Genomic DNA, 17,405 nt, shown 5'->3' with positions numbered 1-17,405 from the left:
TTATCCGCCGTCGGCCACGCCGCCGGCGTCCGTTCCCCCGCCGCCGTCCCCGCCCGTGCCGTCGGTGCCGGCGCCGAACGTGACCGGCATCGGCGGCGCCTTGACCCCTGTCGGCGGCACCTGGAGCGTCTTGAGCGCGAACTCCATGACCTTCTTGTAGACGGGGCCGCAGATCTGGCCGCCGAAGTAACTGCCCTCGGTGGGGTTCTGGATCGCGCAGTACACGGTCACGCGCGGCGCGTCGGCGGGGGCGAAGCCCGCGAACGAGGCGGTGTAGCCGCTGTAGCGGCCGGTCCGCGGGTCCACCCTGTTGGAGGTGCCGGTCTTGCCGGCCGCGCGGTAGCCCGGGATACGGGCCTTCACGCCGGTGCCCTCCTCGTCGTCGACGACGGACTCCAGCATCCGGGAGAGGGTCCTGGCCGTCTTCTCGCTGACGACGCGGTCCCGCGCCGGCTCCGGCGCCGGGTCGAAGCGGCCGTCGGGGCCGCGGCTGCCGCGGACGAGGGTGGGCTCGATCCGTACGCCGCCGTTGGCGACGGTCGAGTACACGGAGGCGGCCTGCATGGCGTTGATGGACAGGCCCTGGCCGAACGGGATCGTGTACTGCTGCGCCGCGTCCCACTCGGCCGCGGGCTTCAGCAGGCCCGGGGTCTCGCCCGCGACGCCGAGGCCGCTGCGGCTGCCGAGGCCGAAGTCGCGCAGGTAGGAGTGGAGGACCTTGTTGGCCTGCCGCTGGTTCTCCCCCAACTGCTCCACGGCGAGGATCGTGCCGATGTTGCTGGACTTGGCGAGCACGCCGTTGAGCGTGAGGTACCAGGTCGGGTGCTCGATGTCGTCGTGGAAGGCGTGGCCGCCGCGGGGCAGCACGTTCGGCACGGTGACGCGGGTGGCGGGGGTGGCGGCCTCCTCCTCCAGCACGGCGGCCATGGAGATGACCTTGTTGACGCTGCCGGGCTCGTACGCGTCCTCCAGGGCCGGGTTGCCGAGGGTGCCGGGAGCGGCGCCGGACAGGTCGTTGGGGTCGAAGCCGGGGGCGTTGGCCATGGCCAGGATCTCGCCGGTGCGGGTGTCCTGCACGATGACGTAGCCGCGGTCCGCCGCCGAGGCGTCGACCTGCTTCTCCAGGGCGGTCTGGGCCGCCCACTGGATGTCGCGGTCGATGGTCAGCTCGACGTCGGAGCCGGGCTCCGCGGGGTTCTCCTCGGCGTCCGCGGTGGGGATGCGGCGGCCGGCGGACTGGGCGTAGACGAGCTTGCCGTCCTTGCCGGCGAGCAGCTTGTCGTGCTGCCGCTCGACGCCCCCGCCGCCCTCGCCGTCGGCGTTGACGAAGCCCAGTATCCCGGCGGCCAGATCGCCGTTCGGATAGACGCGCTTGTTCCGCTCCTCCGCGAAGACCCCGCCGAGCACGTCCTGCCGGCCGCCCGCCGCCTCGCGCTCGGCCGACGCGGACTTCAGCTTCTTGATCTCGTCCCAGACCTGCGGCGTCTGCATCGACGCGAGCTTCACGTAGCGCGAGTCGGGCGTGGCGAGCTTGGCCTGCAGTTCCTTCGCGTCCGCCTTCAGCACCGGCGCCAGCGCCTCGGCGGCCCGCCGGGGCGCGTCCTTGACGTCGGCCTGCCCGGGCGTGAAGAGGTACGGGTCGGCGGTGATGTCGTACGCGTCGACCGTGGTGGCCAGCTCGACGCCGTTGCGGTCGGTGATGACGCCGCGCTCGGCGCTGAGCGTCATCGGCACGTACCGGTTGACCTGCGCCTTCTCCGCGTACTCGGCGGCGTCCACGGCCTGGACCTGCAGCAGCCTGGCGGTGAAGACCAGCAGCAGGAGGGTCAGGCCGACGCTGACCAGACGCAGCCGGGGGCGGGGCGCGGCGAGCCGGAACCGCGCCCCGCCGCCGGCAGGGCGGCGGGGCGGGGCGGGGCCGGAGGACGCGCGGGTACGGGGCCGGGCGCCGCCGGCGCCGCTCGCGGGGCGGGGTACGCGGCGGCGCGGGGTGCCGTCACCGTCGCCGGGGGTGCTGCCAGAGCCGCGGGTCGTCACGGTGCCTCCTCGGCGGCGGGCGGTGAGGCGGAGGCCCCGGGGGCGGTGGACGCCGGTGTTCCGGCCGCCGCGGCCTCCGCCGCCCGCTCCCCGGCCCCGGCCCTGTCCTGCTCGTCCGGCCTGGCCGCTCTGGCCGCCCTGGCCGCTCTATCCGATTCATCCGGCTTCTTCGCCTTGTCGCCGTCCCGCTCCGCCTCCGGCTCCGCCGCGTCCGCCGGGCTCGGCGCCGGCGGCGGCGGACCGGTCGCCGCCGAGGGCTCGCCCCGTACGCCGCCCCCCGGCGAGAGGAACACCGGCGGCCCGCCCGGCACCATGCCCAGCTCCCGGGCCCGCTTCTCCAGCGCGTCCGGCGCCGACCGCTCCTCCACCTCCTGGCGCAGCCGCTGCTCCTCGTCGGTCAGCCGCGTCGTCTCCTTCTTCAGGTCGCCGACGCGGAACGAGCCCTGGTTGACGGCCGCGTTGAGCAGCAGCAGCGCGAGCAGGCCCGCGCCCAGCAGCACCACCACGAGCAGCACGAACGGCGTGCGGGCCGCCGAGCTGCTGCCCAGCAGCCGGGCGCCGCTCTCGCGCGGGAACGCGATCCTCGGCCGCCTCACGGCACACCCGCTCCGCAACGGCTCACAGGTCCTCCCGGATCCGCTCCGCCGCCCGCAGCCGCGCGGGGGCGGCTCTGCGGTTCTCCGCGATCTCCTCCTCGGCCGGCAGCTCCGCGCCGCGGGTGAGCAGCTTCAGCCGCGGCTGGTGGTGCTCCGGGACCACCGGCAGCCCCGGCGGCGCGGTGCTCGCGGCGCCGGCCGCCAGCACCCGTTTGACGAGCCGGTCCTCCAGCGACTGGTACGCGAGCACGGCGATCCGTCCGCCGACGGCCAGCGACGCGACGGCCGCGGGCACGGCGCGTTCGAGCACCGCCAGCTCGCCGTTGACCTCGATGCGCAGCGCCTGGAAGGTGCGCTTCGCGGGGTTGCCGCCGGTGCGCTTCGCGGCCTGCGGCAGCGCCTCGCGGATCACCTCGACCAGCCGCGCGCTGCGCGTGAACGGCTCCTTCTGCCGCTCGCGCACCACGGCCTCGACGATGCGCCGCGCCTGCTTCTCCTCGCCGTACGCGCGCAGGATGCGCACCAGCTCGCCGGGCGGGTACGTGTTGAGCACCTCGGCGGCGCTCACCCCCCGGGTCTGGTCCATGCGCATGTCCAGCGGCGCGTCCTGCGCGTACGCGAAACCCCGCCCGGCCTCGTCCAGTTGCATGGACGAAACGCCCAGGTCGAAGAGGATCCCCTGCACGGGGCCGAGGTCCAGCTTCGCGAGCACGGCCGGCAGCTCGTCGTAGACCGCGTGCACCAGGGTCACCCGCCCGCTGTACGGGGCCAGCCGCCGGCCGGCCAGCTCCAGGGCGGCGGGGTCGCGGTCCAGCGCGACGAGCCGCAGCCCGGGGTGCGCGGCGAGCAGGGCCTCGCTGTGGCCGCCGAGGCCCAGCGTGCAGTCGACGGCCACCGCGCCCGGCGCGCGGAGCGCCGGCGCCAGCAGTTCGGTGGTGCGGCGGAGCATGACGGGGACGTGGACGGCGGCGCGTGCGTCGTTCACGGTGCCGCCTCCTGTCCCACCCGTTCGCCGAAGGGGAGTGGCCGCTGCCGCCCTGCGCGGCGGCGCCGGCCGGGCCCGGAGCGGGCCGCCGGCCGCGCGTGCGGCGGGCGAACCGCATGAAAGGGGGCGCCACGGCTCCCACTTCGCGTCACTTTAGCCCACTGCACCCCCCGGGCAGTCAAGCACCGAAGGCGCGCCCCCTCCCGCCGACGGGAGAGGGCCGCGCGCATTGCTCCCTGTGGGCTACCTCACCCGGACCGGGCAACGGCGCCCCCGCCCGGATACCGTCGTCAGTATGACGCCCGCTGAGAGCACGTCGTCCAGCAAGAGCACCGCCGCCGCCACTGCCGTCCCCACCGTCACCGACCGGCTCGTGGCCTCGAACCGCGGGTACGCGAGCAGCTTCGACGACCCCGGCATGGACGCCAGCCCCGTGCTGCGCGTCGCGGTGGTCGCCTGCATGGACGCCCGGCTGGACCTGCACGCCGCGCTCGGCCTCGAGCTGGGCGACTGCCACACGATCCGCAACGCCGGCGGCGTGGTCACCGACGACACCATCCGCTCGCTGACCATCAGCCAGCGTGCCCTGGGCACCCGCAGCGTGGTGCTGATCCACCACACCGACTGCGGCCTGCTCCGGATCACCGAGGAGTTCCGCTTCGAGCTGGAGGCCGAGGTCGGCCAGCGGCCGGCCTGGGCGGTGGAGTCCTTCCGCGACCTGGACCAGGACGTGCGCCAGTCCATCCGCCGCGTGGAGACCTCCCCGTTCCTGCCGCACACCGACGACGTGCGAGGCTTCGTGTTCGACGTGCGCACGGGACTGCTCCGCGAGGTGTCCGCGGAGCAATTCCCGGCGGGCGACTGACGAAACCGGCATTCGGCAGCAAGAATGCGGGTGTGGTGGCTGCGTTCCGCCGGCTGTGCCGGCGGCGTGCACGGGGCGCCACGGTATCGGGGAGGGCCGGGCCGCGATCGCGGCGCACGGCCCGTGCGACGGGCCGAGGAGGGCCGGTGACGACGTATGACGAGCGAGCGAGCCTCAGCGATCTGACCAGTACCGCGAACGATGTCCGGCGGTCGGTGGAGAGCGTGATCGAGGGCAAGCCCGAGGCGGTCAGGCTGTCGCTGACCGTCCTGCTCGCCGAGGGCCATCTCTTGATCGAGGACGTGCCGGGCGTCGGGAAGACCATGCTCGCCAAGGCGCTGGCGAAGTCGATCGACTGCTCCGTACGCCGCATCCAGTTCACACCCGACCTGCTGCCCTCCGACATCACCGGCGTGAGCGTCTACGACCAGCAGAGCCGGGACTTCGAGTTCAAGCCCGGCGCGATCTTCGCCCAGATCGTCATCGGCGACGAGATCAACCGGGCCTCCCCCAAGACCCAGTCGGCGCTGCTGGAGTCGATGGAGGAGCGGCAGGTCACCATCGACACGCAGACGTACGAGCTGCCCAGCCCGTTCATGGTGGTCGCCACCCAGAACCCCATCGAGATGGAGGGCACGTACCCGCTGCCCGAGGCCCAGCGCGACCGCTTCATGGCCCGGCTGTCCATCGGCTACCCCAGCGCGGAGGCCGAGCTGGAGATGCTGGACGTGCACGGCGGGATCTCCCCGCTGGGCGACCTGCAGCCGGTCGCGCACGCCCACGACATCGTCAAGCTCATCGACGCGGTGCGTACGGTGCACGTCGCGGACTCCGTCCGGCGCTACGCGGTCGACCTGGTGACCTCCACCCGGCAGCACCCGGAACTGCGGCTCGGCGCCTCGCCGCGGGCCACGCTCCAACTGCTGCGGGCAGCGAAGGCCGCCGCGGCGCTGGCCGGGCGGGAGTTCACGCTGCCGGACGACGTGCAGGCGCTGGCCGTGCACGTGCTCGCACACCGGCTGCTGCCCACGGCGCAGGCCCAGCTCAACCGGCGGACGGCCGAGCAGATCGTCGCCGAGATCCTGCAGCAGGTGCCGGTGCCCGCCGCCGACATGCAGCGACCGCCGCCGATGCCACCCGCGTACGGCGGCGGCGCGCACAGCCCGGACGGCCGGCGGTACTGATGACCGGCCAGCCCCCGCCCGCCCCCGCCGCGCCGCCCGCGGGCCCGGACGCCCAGGCGGGCGGCGGGCTGCGTACGGCCCTGGCCGGCACCACCACGCGCGGTCGCTCGTTCCTCGCCGCCGGGATCGCGGCCGGCGCGTGCAGCTACATACTCGGCCAGCCCGACCTGCTGCGAGTGGGGCTGCTGCTGGCCGCGCTGCCACTGGTGTGCGCGGCCGTGCTGCACCGCACCCGCTACCGCGTCGGCGGCAGCCGCAAGCTGTCGCCCGCCCGGGTGCCCGCTGGCTCCGAGGCCCGGGTGCACCTGCGTCTGGAGAACGTCTCCCGGCTGCCGACCGGGCTGCTGATGCTCCAGGACCGGCTGCCGTACGTGCTGGGCCCCCGGCCCCGCTTCGTCCTGGACCGGGTGGAGCCGGGCGGCAAGCGCGAGGTGACCTACCGGGTCCGCTCCGACCTGCGCGGACGCTACCCGCTCGGCCCGCTGCAACTGCGGCTCTCGGACCCGTTCGGCATGTGCGAGATGACCCGCTCCTTCAGCGCGTACGACACCCTGACCGTGGTGCCGCGCACCGAGGCGCTGGCCCCGGTCCGGCTGGCCGGCGAGGCCACCGGCTACGGCGACGGCCGGCACCGCACCCTCGCGCTGGCCGGCGAGGACGACGTCATCCCCCGGGGCTACCGGCACGGCGACGACCTGCGGCGGGTGCACTGGCGCTCCACCGCCAAATACGGCGAGCTGATGGTCCGCCGCGAGGAGCAGCCGCAGCGCGCGGGCTGCACGGTGCTGCTGGACACCCGGCGCGACGCCTACACCGGCTCCGGCCCCGACTCGCCCTTCGAGTGGGCCGTCTCCGGCGCCGCCTCCGTCGCGCTGCACATGCTGGAGCGCGGCTACACGGTGCGGCTGCTGACCGACGGCGGCGAGCTGGGGGCCGGCGCCGACGGGGCGCTGAACTCCCGCGGCGGCGAGTCGGCCGACGCGGCGGGGATACTCCTGGACACCCTCGCCGTCATCGACCACTCCGAGCGGGACACGGTCTCGGCCGCGTACGACGTGCTGCGCGGCGGGCACGAGGGGCTGCTCGTGGCCTTCTTCGGCGAGCTGGACGAGGAGCAGACGGCGCTTGCCGCGCGGATGCGGCAGCGGACGGCGGCGGGGGTGGCGTTCGTGACGGACAGCGCGGCCTGGGAGTCGCGTCCCGGCGCGGCCCGCGGCGCGTACGGCGCGGCCCCGAAAGGCACCGAGCGGGTGCGGCAGCTCCGGGAGGCGGGCTGGACGGTGCTGTCCGTACGGCCCGGGATGGCGATGGGCGACCTGTGGCGGGAAGCCGGCAACCAGGCCGGCCAGCTCGCCGCGGCGGCCCGCGGAGGCGAGGGCTGAGATGAGCGGACGGGCCCGGCTCACGGTCTGCGCGGCGGCGGCATCCCTGCTGGCCGCCACCGCGCTGCTGCCGCTGACCGACAAGATGACCTGGTTCTTCAAGGCGGTCTTCATCGTCGTCGTGATCGGCGGCGTCGGCATGATCGCCCGCCGCATCCCGCTGGCGCGCCCGCTGACCGTGCTCGCGCAGACCGCGGTCACGGCGGTGCTGCTGACGATGCTCTTCACCGCCGACCAGGCGGCCGGCGGGGTGCTCCCCGGGCCTTCGGCGATAGAGGAGTTCCGCCAGCTCTTCCAGGAGGGCGGCGACGACGTCTCCCGCTACTCCATCCCGGCCCCGGTCACCGACGGCATCGAGCTGATGCTGCTCTCCGGCATCGCCGGGGTGGCGCTGCTGGTGGACGCGGTGGCGGTGACGTACCGCAGCGCGGCCCCCGCCGGGCTGCCGCTGCTCGCGCTGTACTCCGTCGCCGCCGGGCTCAACGAGGGCGGGAGCTGGCTGACGTTCCTGCTCGCCGGCGCCGGGTATCTGCTGCTGCTGCTCGCCGAGGGGCGGGACCGGCTGGCGCAGTGGGGCCGGATGTTCGGCGGCGGCCGGACCGCGGGCGCCCCGGGACCGGCCGACCAGGGCGGCGGCCGGCCGCTGGCACCGGTGCGTACGGGCCGGCGGATCGGCGCCGTGGCGCTGGGCTTCGCGCTCGTCGTGCCCGCGGCGCTGCCGTCGCTGGACGGCGGGCTGCTGGACGGCAAGACCACCGGTCCCGGCCGGGGTCCCGGCGGCGGCACGGTCACCGCGATCAACCCCGTGGTGCGGCTGCAGCAGAGCCTGAACCAGCCGGAGAACCGCGAGGTGTTCCGCTACCGCGCCGCGGGCGACGCCCAGAACCAGGCGCTGTACATGCGCTTCGTCGCCCTCGACAGGTTCGACGGCACCTCCTGGCAGCCGTCACGCCGCAGCATCGAGGACATCCCGGACCAGTTGCCCACGCCGCAGGGCTACTCCAACAGCCAGGTCAAGGCCACGCCGGTCTCGCTGAACGTGCAGGCCGACGACGACTTCCGGCAGCAGTGGCTGCCCATGCCGTACCCCGCGTACCAGGTGGACATCGACGGCGACTGGCGCTACGAGCCGGAGGGCCGGTCGGTCGTCGGCGACGGCGGCACCACCACCGGCGGCGCCGAGTACCTGGTCACCAGCCTGATCATGGAGCCCACCGCGCGCCAGTTGGCCGCCGCGCCCGCGCCGGATCCCGCGCTGAGCGAGGAGTACACGCAGGTGCCCGACTCGCTTCCCGACGAAGTCGGGGAGCAGGCGCGGGAGATCACCCGGGACGCGGTGAACAACTACGAGCGGGCGCTCGCGCTCCAGGACTACTTCACCACCAACTTCGTCTACGACACGGAGACCGGTCTCGACGCCTCCGACCCCGATGCGATCCTGAAGTTCCTGGAGAACAGGCAGGGCTTCTGCGTCCACTTCTCCTTCACGATGGCCGCGATGGCGCGGACGCTCGGCATCCCCGCGCGGGTCGCGGTCGGCTTCGTGCCGGGCACGGCGCAGGGCGACGGGTCGATGTCGGTGGGGCTGCAGGACGCGCACGCCTGGCCGGAGCTGTACTTCGAGGGCGCCGGCTGGACCCGCTTCGAGCCCACGCCGACGCGCGGCACGCTGCCCGACTACACGATGGAGGACACCCCCGGCGGCAGCGGCGACCCCGCGAACGAGCTGCCGGACCGCGGCAGCTCCGCGGTCCCCACCCCGTCCCCGTCGGCGTCGGAGGACGACTGCCCGGCGGGGCTGCGGCGGGAAGGCGGCTGCGCGGACGACGAGGCGGCGGCCGGCGGGGCCGCGGGCCCGACCGACAGCGGGCCGCCGGCGGCGGGCATCGCGGCGGGGGCCGCAGGGGTGCTGCTGCTCCTGCTTCTGCCGTCGCTGCCGGCCATGTGGCGCGTACGGGAACGGGGCAGGCGGCTGCGAACCGGCGCGGGGGCGCTGGCGGCCTGGCGCGAACTGATCGACTCCGCCTGGGACTTCGGGCTGCCGCCCGACGAGTCGCAGACGCCGCGGACGACGGCGGCGGCGCTCATCCGGTTCGGCAGCCTGGACGGCGCGGCGGCGCAGTCGGCGCTGCGGGTGGCCGGGGCGGTGGAGCAGACGCTCTACGCGCCGCGCCCGCGGCAGGTCGACGGGCTGGCGGGAGACGTCCACAGGGTGCGGGCGGCCATGGGCCGCAGCGCGGGCGCGGGTGCGCGGCTGCGCGCGGCGGTGGCGCCGCGCTCCTCGGCGCGGTTGCTGTGGGCGGTGTCGGCGCGCTGGGCGGCGGTGACGGGACGCTGGGGCGCAGCGGTACGCCGCGCGGGCGCGGCGCTGCGGCCGTCGCGGCCGTGACGCCTCCCGCGTGACGCCTCCCGCTGCGGGGCGGCGGGTGGTGGAGGGCCGGTGCACCCGGGCAGGGGCCGGGGCCGTCGAGGCTGCGGCCGGAGGCGTGACGCGGAGGCCGGGGCGGTACGTGCGCTGCGGCGGGCGTGAGCGTCTCCCACGGCGGGTATGCCCGCGCCCGTGCCTGCTTGTTGCCCGGGTGTGTGAGTCGGCGGGTGGCAGTTCTCTGCTATGCGTGAGCGCTCACGGACCGGGTCCGTGAGCGCTCACCCGGCTGTTCCCTCACGTCTCCCGCTGCCGGCCCCGGCCGGCCGGGACGTACGGGAAACGGGTCTCTTCGGCCTCCGAAGGGCCGAAGGCGCTACCGCGTGCGGAGAGCTCCCGCGGGCCGGGCCCGGGGAGCTCTGCACGGTGAGGGGCCTGGTGGCCTAGCGACCCTCGTCGCGGCGGCGCTGCCACCGCTCTTCGATCCTGTGCATCATGGAACGGCGCTGCCGGGTCCTGCGCCGCTGCTGGCCGCCCGGAGGGGCCGCGGCGTCGCCCGGCTGCTGCTGTGGCTGTTCGCCCGGGTTCGCAGTCCTGCGCCAACCGGTGACGGCGAGCACCGCACATCCCAGCATGACGAGGAAGCCCACCACGCTGACCCAGATCTGCTGCGCGACCATACCGGCCATCAGGAGCGCGATACCCACCAGGAAGCCGGCTACCGCCTGGTACACCCGGCGGCGGGTGTACGTGCGCAGCTTGCTGCCCTCAAGCGCTGTCGCAAACTTGGGGTCTTCTGCGTACAGCGCTCGCTCCATCTGTTCGAGCATGCGCTGCTCGTTCTCGGAGAGCGGCACGGAGTCCTCCTACTCGTCGGTCGCTTGGGGGCGACCGGGACGCGGCACCTCCAGGATAGGCAGGTACCCGCCCCCGTGAAACCCGCCCCTCTGCGCCAAATCCGCCGATCCGCGGTGCGGATCCGGACCTGCCCGCCGTAGCAGGCCCTGACTCAGATCATACGGCGCGCCGGGGCCGAACGGGTGGCCTGTGGCCTACTGCACCTTTGCCCGCGGGCGGACCGGTTATCACTTCCGGCCGCCCAGAACATGGAGCTGCGCCGCGACCGGCTGGAACGCCGGAGACTCGGCCGCCGCCCGCTCCAGCTCCAGCAGCGCGTCGAGCGCGCCGGGCTCGGACTCGGCGAGGCCGTCGGGCACCAGGTCGGAGAAGGTCCGTACGCCCTGAACGGACCGCACTTCCACCCCTGCGGCGGCGACCAGCCGGGTCAGTCCCTCGGGGGTGAACCGGCGCGGCACCGGGTCCGCCTCGCCCCAGCGGCCGTCGCCGCCCGTGAGCGCGCGGTGGGCGGAGGCGAAGTGGCCGGCGAGTGCGCGGGCCAGCACGGCGCCGCCGAGGCCCGCCGCCAGCACGCTGAGGAGGCCGCCGGGCCGCAGCGCGGCGACGGCGTTGCCGAGGCCCGCGGCGGGGTCGTCGACGTACTCCAGGACGCCGTGGCAGAGCACGGCGTCGTACGCGCCGGGCTCGGTGACGTCGAAGAGGGCGTGGATGTCGCCCTGCACGCCGTGCACCCGGTCGGCGACCCCGGCCTCGGCGGCGCGCCGCTGCAGCCCGAAGAGCGCGTTCGGGCTGGGGTCGACGACGGTCACCCGGTGCCCGAGCCGGGCCGCGGGCACGGCGAAGCCGCCGGTGCCGCCGCCCGTGTCCAGCACGTCGAGCGCCCGGCCGGCGGGCGGGCCGCCGGGCGCGGTGTCCGCACCGGCTTCCCCGGCGGCTCCGTGCCGGGCCAGGGCGTCCTCCAGCACCTCCCAGACGACGGCGGCGCGCAGCGACGCGCGCGGCAGGTGGTCGTGCGGTGTCGTACGGGGCATGGAGCGCTCCTCGGAGATCGGGCGTGGCCCAGCTTAGAGGCAGCGCCTCCGCTCCCCGCGCCCCCGGCGCCCGGGCCCGCGCGCGCCGGCTCAGCGCGCCTGCGGGCCCGGTTGAGGACGTATCAGCGGCTGGACGACGAGCATCCGCTCGACTATCCGCGTGAACATCCCCGCCGCGCGCAGGAGATCGGCTGCCTCCTGCTCGTCGACCGCATCCCTGATACCCGCTTCCGCGCGGGCCCGCAGCCGGGCGCCGGCCGCGAACATCGCGCTCCACTCCGCGAGTTCCGGTGCGACCTCCGGCAGCACCTCCCACGCGCTGCGGATGCGCTGCCGGCGCCGCGGCGACGGCTCGGGGCGCCCGCGCACCGCGAGCACCGCGGCGGCGGTGCGCAGGGCGGCGAGGTGGGCCAGGGAGTAGCGCTCGTTCGCCGTCTCCATCTCCGCGGCCTCCGCCAGTCCGGCGTGGGCTTGCGCGAGGAGCTCCAGCGCCGCTTTGGGCGCACTGCCCGGGCGCAGGACGGGGTGGACATCACTCGGTGGGGCGTAAGCCGGCTCGGCTGCCATGGCTTGCCTCCTGTCAGCGTCAGTCCTTCAGTCGTTTGTTCGTATGTGCCCATCGTGGCGCACACCACTGACAATCGACCTGAACTGCCCCGCTACCAGCGACGATGCCCCCGACCGCACCCTCCGCGGCAATTGCGCAGCAGACAGGTGCTGACAGGCGCTGACAGGCGCCGGCAAGTGCCGCCCCGGGGTGGAACGCCGCCCCGGCCCGCGCACGCCGCCCGCGGAGACGGGCGCTGCCCCGGCGCGAAGCGATCCCCCGTCGCTCCACCACCGGGGCAGCTTCCCCCCTTCCCCCGTTCCCCCCTCGTGGGCCGGTGCCGGAGCCCCGTTCCGCCACCCCGTGTCGGCGGTCCGTGGCCCCCACTGCGTCCGTCCCACGTCCCTCACTTTGCCGTTTGTGCAGGTCGCAGCCCATCCGCTCGGGTACTCAAGCCCCCGTCTGAGTACGTGTACTCAAAGCTGAGTACGAACCCCCAGCCCCTCCGGTCCCGCCCGCCGCCCCGCGCGGGGCGGCGGATAAGGTCCGGGCCATGGCAGAGATCGCGGTAATCGGGGCGGGTATGGGCGCCATGGCCGCCTCCGCGCGGCTGGCCCTCAGGGGTCACCGGGTGACGGTCCACGAGCGCTCCGGCACCCACGGGGGCGGCGTACGGCGCCTGGAGCGCGACGGCTTCGGCTTCGACACCGGCCCCGGGGTGCTGTACCTCCCCGCCGTCTACCGCGACCTGTTCGTCAAGACCGGCCGGCGGAAGCTGGAGAAGTGCGTGGACCTGGTGCCGGTGGACCCGGCCGAGCGGCACCTCTTCCCCGACGGCACCGCCGCCACCCTGCCGAACGCCTCCCGCGCGGGTGTCGTCACCGCCCTCGACGCCGCCGCGGGCCCGGGCGCGGGCGCGGCCTGGACCGCCCTGCTCGACCGGGGCCGCCGGGTCTGGGAGGCCGCCCGCCGCCCGCTCGTCGAGGAGCCCCTGCCCGCCGACCGCAGCGCGCTGGCCGCCGACTTCTACCCCGCCGCCCCGCCGCCCGCCGGGCGCGGGCTGCTGCGCCGCCTGCGCGGCCCGCGCCCGGCCGCCCCGCCCGCCACCGTGGCCGCCGTCGCCGCGGGCGAGCTGGGCGCGTACCCCGCGCTGGGGACGATGTTCGCGCAGCACGCCCTGGCGTACGGGCTCGACCCGCGCCATGCGCCGGCGGGCACGGCGATGCTGCTCTACGTGCAGGAGACCTTCGGCGGGTGGTACGTGCACGGGGGGATGCGGGCGCTGGCGGACGCGCTGTACGAGCGCTGCCTGGAGCGCGGGATCACCTTCGCGTTCAACACGGAGGTGGCCGCCGTCCGGGTGGACGGGGACGGCCGGGCGGCCGGCCTCGAACTGGCCGGCGGCGGGCGGGTGGACGCCGACGCGGTGATCGCCGGAGTGCCGCGGGCCCGGCTGGCCGAGCTGGCCCCGAGCGCGTACGAGGACGGCGCGGCCCCCGCCGCGCCGCGGGCGGTGCCCGCGCGCATGACCGTGTGCCTGGCGCTGCGCGGCGCGCGGGACGGCGACGCCGTGCACCGCACCGTCGTGCACTCCCCCGACCCGGCGGGCGAGCTGGCCTGGATCTTCGACGGCGAGCAGTCCGGGACCGCCCCGGCGCCGACCGTCACCGTGCTGCGCCCCGACGACCCCGCGCAGCGCCCGGACGCGGAGCACGAGGCCGTGACGCTCACCGCCGTCGTCCCGGCCGGGGCATGGCCGGGGGACGGCGGGCGGCAGGCCGCGGAGGCGTTCGCGGACCGGATGGTGGCCGCGGCCGGGCGCGTGGTGCCCGGGCTCGCGGAGCGGGTGCTGTGGCGCGAGGTGCGTACGCCGGCGGACACCGCCGCCGAGACGGGCGCCGCGGGCGGCGCGGTGCCGCCGCCGGCGCTGGCCGGCGCCGGGGGCGCGTACCTGCCGCCGCCGAACGCCACGGCCGTGCCGGACCTCTACGCGGTCGGCGGCTGGTCGCACCCGGGCGGCGGGCTGGCGCACGCGGGGATGTCGGGCGCCCTGGTCGCCGGGCTGATCCTGGAGGGCGCGGACTTCCGCGGCTCCCGCTGACCTGTGGGGCAGGGGGCGCGGGGGGGCCGGCGGCGGGGGCCGGGGGCGCGGGGGCGCGGGGGTCAGTAGCGGTACTGCTGCTCATAGCCGGGGTAGTCCTGCTGCGGGGCGTAGGGGTCCTCGGCGCCCAGCGCGCCCGCGTCGCGCTGCTGCGGCATCCAGACGCCCTCCCCGGGCGTCTGGTAGTTCTCCTGGGGGTACGCGGGCTGCTGGCCGGTGTCGTAGCCCTCGGGGTACTGCGCGTACTGCTGCTGGTCGTAGCCCGGGTAGCCGGCGCCGCCCTGCGTGGAGTCGTAGTACGGCGGCGGCGGGGCCGGCGCGGCGTACTCCGCGCCGGCGTAGGGGTCCGCGTATCCGGCGGGGGCGGGGGTCTCGTATCCGGCGTACTGGTGCTCCGTGCCGTAGCCGCCCGCCTCCGGGTATATCTGCTGGTCCTGCCCGTAGCCGTTCGTGGCGTAGCCGCCGGCCTCGTAACCGGAGGTGGTGGCGTGGCTGCCGGTGTCGTACGCGGACGTGGTGGCGTAGCTGCCGGAGTCGTACGCGGAGGTCGTGGCGTGGCTGCCGGAGTCGTAGGCGGAGGTGGTCGCGTAGCTGCCGGAGTCGTAGCCGACGCCGTTGCCGTACGAGTCATAGCCGCCCGCGAACGTCTGCTGCTGCGCGGGGGCGGCGCCCGCGAACGCCTGCTCGTCGCCGAAGGGCGAGAACTGCGTGGTCTGTTCCTGCGCCACGGGCGGCGCGCTCTCCGGCTCGTATGCCGGATACTCGGCCCCGTGCTGCGGGGGCGGCGGCGCCTGGCGGCCGTCGAACCCGGCTGCGTTATGGCGCTCCGCGTCGTCGTACCGCTCCGGTCCTTCGTACGCCTCCGCGCCGTACCCGTCGCCGTACTCCTCGGCCTCCTCGCGCCTGTTCATGGCCCAGCCGCCGGAGTAGCCGCTGCGGTACGAGAGGGTAACCTTGGCCTGACCGACCGCGAACGTCACCACCCCCAGCCCGATCACGACGGCCGACGGCATGAGGACGCCGAGCACCACGCAGAGGAAGCCGACGAAAGCCAGCGCGCGCCAGCGCAGCGGGGCCTTGTACTGCATCAGGACTTCCCAGAGCAACCACAACGCGATGACGCCGAACGCGGCATAGAGGGCCAACCAGGCCAAGTCGCCCATCACATGCCTCTCTTCCGCCCCCGCTTGGTGGTGCCTTCCCTCAGGACTGCCGGTGCAGTCCGAGGTTCTGGTAGATCTCCAGCGTTGCCGTGGAGTGGTTCAGCGTAATGAAGTGCAGTCCGGGGATTCCCTCGGACAGCAACCGCTCGCACATGTCCGTGGCGTATTCGATGCCAATGGAGCGTACCGCGGCCCGGTCGTCCTCGACCGCGAGAACCCGATCCGCGAGCTCCGGCGGGAACGTGGCCCCGCTCAGCTCGGCGAACCGCTGGATCTGGCGGGCGTTGGTGACCGGCATGATCTCCGGGATGACCGGCGTCGCGCAGCCGGCGGCGGCCACCCGGTCGCGCAGCCGCAGGTAGTCGTCGACGTGGAAGAACATCTGGGTGATCGCGTAGTCCGCGCCCGCGCGGCACTTGTCGACGAAGTGCCGGATGTCGGTGTCCCAGTCCGTGGACCGCGGGTGCATCTCGGGGAAGGCGGCGACGCCGACGCAGAAGTCGCCCGACTCCTTGATCAGCCGGACCAGGTCCGCGGCGTAGTTCACCCCCTGCGGATGCGCGACCCACTCCCCCATCGGGTCGCCCGGGGGGTCCCCGCGGACGGCGAGCATGTTGCGGATGCCCGCGTCCGCGTACTGGCCGATGACGTTGCGCAGTTCTGCGATGGAGTGGTTGACCGCGGTCAGGTGCGCCACGGGCGTGAGGGTGGTGTCGGTGGCGATGCGTTCGGTGGCGCGGACGGTGCCCTCGCGGGACGAGCCTCCGGCCCCGTACGTGACGGAGACGAAGGTCGGCTGTACGGCCTCGATGCGCCGTACGGCGTTCCAGAGGGTCCGCTCGCCCTTGTCGGTTTTAGGGGCGGCAAACTCGAACGAAAACGACTGCTTGCCGGACGCGAGCAGTTCACGAACAGTGACTGCGCGATCATTCCTGGTCGAAGCGATGCCGGTGGCCATACGCGGCAGGTTAACCGCCGGTCACCCCCGGGCCCAAGACGGCCAGCTCAATCCCCGGTACAGGACACGGTCCCCGGAGCCCGCCCGGCGACTACCGGACGTCACCGTTCCGGGCCGCCCGCAGCCGCCGTACGAACTCACCCGCCGCAGCTCCGGGGTCCTCCGCGGCCGTGAGGGCGCGGACGACGACGACGCGGCGGGCGCCCGCCGCCAGGACCTCGTCGAGATTTCCGAGGTCGATTCCGCCGATGGCGAACCAGGGGCGGCCGGTGCCGAGCCCGGCGGCGTACCGGACGAGGCCGAGGCCGGCCGCGGGCCGCCCGGGCTTCGTGGGGGTGGGCCAGCACGGGCCGGTGCAGAAGTAGTCGACGCCGGGCTCCGCGGCGGCGGCGCGCGCCTGCGCCTCGGTGTGTGTGGAGCGGCCGATCAGCGCGTCGCCGGGGCCGCCGCCGAGGATGGCGCGGGCGGCGGGCACCGGCAGGTCGTCCTGGCCCAGGTGCAGCACGCCGGCGCCGGCGGCGTGGGCCACGTCGGCGCGGTCGTTGACCGCGAGCAGCCGGCCGTGGCGGCGGCAGGCGTCGGCGAACACCTCCAGGTGCGCCAGCTCCTCGCGCGCCTCCATGCCCTTCTCGCGCAGTTGGACGACGTCCACGCCGGCGGCCAGCACGGCGTCGAGGAACTCGGGCAGGTCGCCCTGGCGCGTCCGGGCGTCGGTGCACAGATAGAGCTGCGCGGCGCCGAGCCGCTGGCGGGCATCGCCAGCGGCGTCGCCGGCGGCATCGTCGGCGACACGAGCAGCGGCGCGGGCAGTGGTTCCGGCCGTCATGCGGCGCTCCCCCCCTCGTACGGTCGCGGGGCCGGGCCCGCGCGGCGCGCCCGGCCCCGCGAATCTACACAGCCAGCGCCTGCGCCCTGCGCTTGACCTCCGTCCCGCGGTTCTCGCGCAGCGCCTGCGCGGGAGTCCCCGGGAGCGAGGGGTCGGGGGTGAACAGCCACTCCAGCGCCTCCGCGTCGCTGAAGCCGTCGTCCTTGAGCAGCGTCAGGGTGCCGACGAGGCCCTTGACGACCTTCCTTTCTTCGCCGATGAACTCGGCGGGCACCTGCAGCACGTTGTTCTCACCCCTGCGCACCGCGATCAACTGGCCTTCTCTGACCAACTGCCGCACGCGGGTCACCTCGACGCCGAGCTTCTCCGCGACGTCGGGAAGGGTGAGCCAGGAGGGGACGAGAGCATCGATCTTCGCATCAATCTCGGTCACGCCCCCCAGCCTGCCATCTCGGGCCGCCCGTCGGTACAGGGCAGCACCAAAGGGAGGCATATCACCGCGAAACA

15 protein-coding genes are annotated in these 17,405 nt (G+C 74.9%); 5 read left to right on the top strand and 10 right to left on the bottom strand.

Annotation, left to right across the window (positions count from 1 at the left end):
• The 3 genes from B124_RS06855 to rsmH are packed head-to-tail and all read right to left on the bottom strand — an operon-like array spanning position 1 to position 3,618.
• A complete protein-coding gene (locus tag B124_RS06855; protein WP_496501767.1) occupies positions 1-2,037 on the bottom strand; it encodes a peptidoglycan D,D-transpeptidase FtsI family protein in 2,037 nt (678 codons plus the stop codon).
• Positions 2,034-2,633, bottom strand: coding sequence for a cell division protein FtsL (ftsL, locus tag B124_RS06850; RefSeq protein ID WP_496501766.1), 600 nt, complete (start codon positions 2,631-2,633; stop codon positions 2,034-2,036). The genes B124_RS06855 and ftsL overlap by 4 nt, the downstream gene beginning before the upstream one ends.
• Before the next feature lie 22 nt (positions 2,634-2,655).
• On the bottom strand, positions 2,656-3,618 hold the full coding sequence (rsmH, locus tag B124_RS06845) for a 16S rRNA (cytosine(1402)-N(4))-methyltransferase RsmH (RefSeq protein WP_496501765.1): 963 nt from the start codon (positions 3,616-3,618) through the stop codon (positions 2,656-2,658).
• Positions 3,619-3,913: 295 nt separating this feature from the next.
• Here rsmH and B124_RS06840 point away from each other — a divergent pair, with 295 nt between their 5' ends.
• The 4 genes from B124_RS06840 to B124_RS06825 all read left to right on the top strand — a co-directional run bounded on the left by B124_RS06840 (position 3,914) and on the right by B124_RS06825 (position 9,438).
• Positions 3,914-4,483, top strand: coding sequence for a beta-class carbonic anhydrase (locus B124_RS06840; RefSeq protein WP_496501764.1), 570 nt, complete (start codon positions 3,914-3,916; stop codon positions 4,481-4,483).
• A 146-nt stretch (positions 4,484-4,629) separates the two neighbouring features.
• The gene (locus tag B124_RS06835) at positions 4,630-5,667 is read left to right on the top strand and encodes an AAA family ATPase (protein ID WP_496501763.1); all 1,038 of its coding nucleotides are present in this window, start codon (positions 4,630-4,632) and stop codon (positions 5,665-5,667) included.
• A complete protein-coding gene (locus tag B124_RS06830; RefSeq protein WP_496501762.1) occupies positions 5,667-7,049 on the top strand; it encodes a DUF58 domain-containing protein in 1,383 nt (460 codons plus the stop codon). The genes B124_RS06835 and B124_RS06830 overlap by 1 nt, the downstream gene beginning before the upstream one ends.
• 1 nt (position 7,050) lies before the next feature.
• The gene (locus B124_RS06825) at positions 7,051-9,438 is read left to right on the top strand and encodes a transglutaminase TgpA family protein (protein ID WP_496501761.1); all 2,388 of its coding nucleotides are present in this window, start codon (positions 7,051-7,053) and stop codon (positions 9,436-9,438) included.
• A 419-nt stretch (positions 9,439-9,857) separates the two neighbouring features.
• Here the strand turns inward: B124_RS06825 and B124_RS06820 are convergent, their stop codons facing one another.
• From B124_RS06820 to B124_RS06810, 3 genes are all read right to left on the bottom strand, one after another.
• A complete protein-coding gene (locus B124_RS06820; RefSeq protein WP_496501760.1) occupies positions 9,858-10,271 on the bottom strand; it encodes an SCO2097 family morphological protein in 414 nt (137 codons plus the stop codon).
• Positions 10,272-10,499: 228 nt separating this feature from the next.
• On the bottom strand, positions 10,500-11,303 hold the full coding sequence (locus B124_RS06815; protein WP_496501759.1) for a methyltransferase: 804 nt from the start codon (positions 11,301-11,303) through the stop codon (positions 10,500-10,502).
• Between the two features lie 90 nt (positions 11,304-11,393).
• Positions 11,394-11,870, bottom strand: coding sequence for an SAV_6107 family HEPN domain-containing protein (locus B124_RS06810; RefSeq protein ID WP_496501758.1), 477 nt, complete (start codon positions 11,868-11,870; stop codon positions 11,394-11,396).
• A 533-nt stretch (positions 11,871-12,403) separates the two neighbouring features.
• On the opposite strand from B124_RS06810, the gene B124_RS06805 reads away from it, so the two are divergent.
• Positions 12,404-13,951, top strand: a complete 1,548-nt coding sequence (locus tag B124_RS06805) for a phytoene desaturase family protein (protein ID WP_496501757.1) — start codon at positions 12,404-12,406, stop codon at positions 13,949-13,951.
• A 62-nt stretch (positions 13,952-14,013) separates the two neighbouring features.
• On the opposite strand, the gene B124_RS06800 is transcribed toward B124_RS06805, so the two are convergent.
• The 4 genes from B124_RS06800 to B124_RS06785 form a co-directional block, all read right to left on the bottom strand.
• Entirely contained in the window at positions 14,014-15,114 is a 1,101-nt protein-coding gene (locus B124_RS06800; RefSeq protein ID WP_496501756.1) for a hypothetical protein, read from the bottom strand.
• A 40-nt stretch (positions 15,115-15,154) separates the two neighbouring features.
• The gene (gene metF, locus B124_RS06795) at positions 15,155-16,072 is read right to left on the bottom strand and encodes a methylenetetrahydrofolate reductase [NAD(P)H] (RefSeq protein ID WP_496501755.1); all 918 of its coding nucleotides are present in this window, start codon (positions 16,070-16,072) and stop codon (positions 15,155-15,157) included.
• Positions 16,073-16,163: 91 nt separating this feature from the next.
• On the bottom strand, positions 16,164-16,898 hold the full coding sequence (gene thiE, locus B124_RS06790) for a thiamine phosphate synthase (protein WP_496501754.1): 735 nt from the start codon (positions 16,896-16,898) through the stop codon (positions 16,164-16,166).
• Between the two features lie 64 nt (positions 16,899-16,962).
• Complete coding sequence (locus B124_RS06785) at positions 16,963-17,331, bottom strand: Rv2175c family DNA-binding protein (protein ID WP_496501753.1); 369 nt, start codon at positions 17,329-17,331, stop codon at positions 16,963-16,965.
• Positions 17,332-17,405 lie beyond the last annotated feature (74 nt).

This window comes from Streptomyces sp. CNP082, from assembly GCF_059570535.1.
Note: the sequence above shows the minus strand (reverse complement) of the source record. Positions and strands in the feature narration are given on the sequence as shown.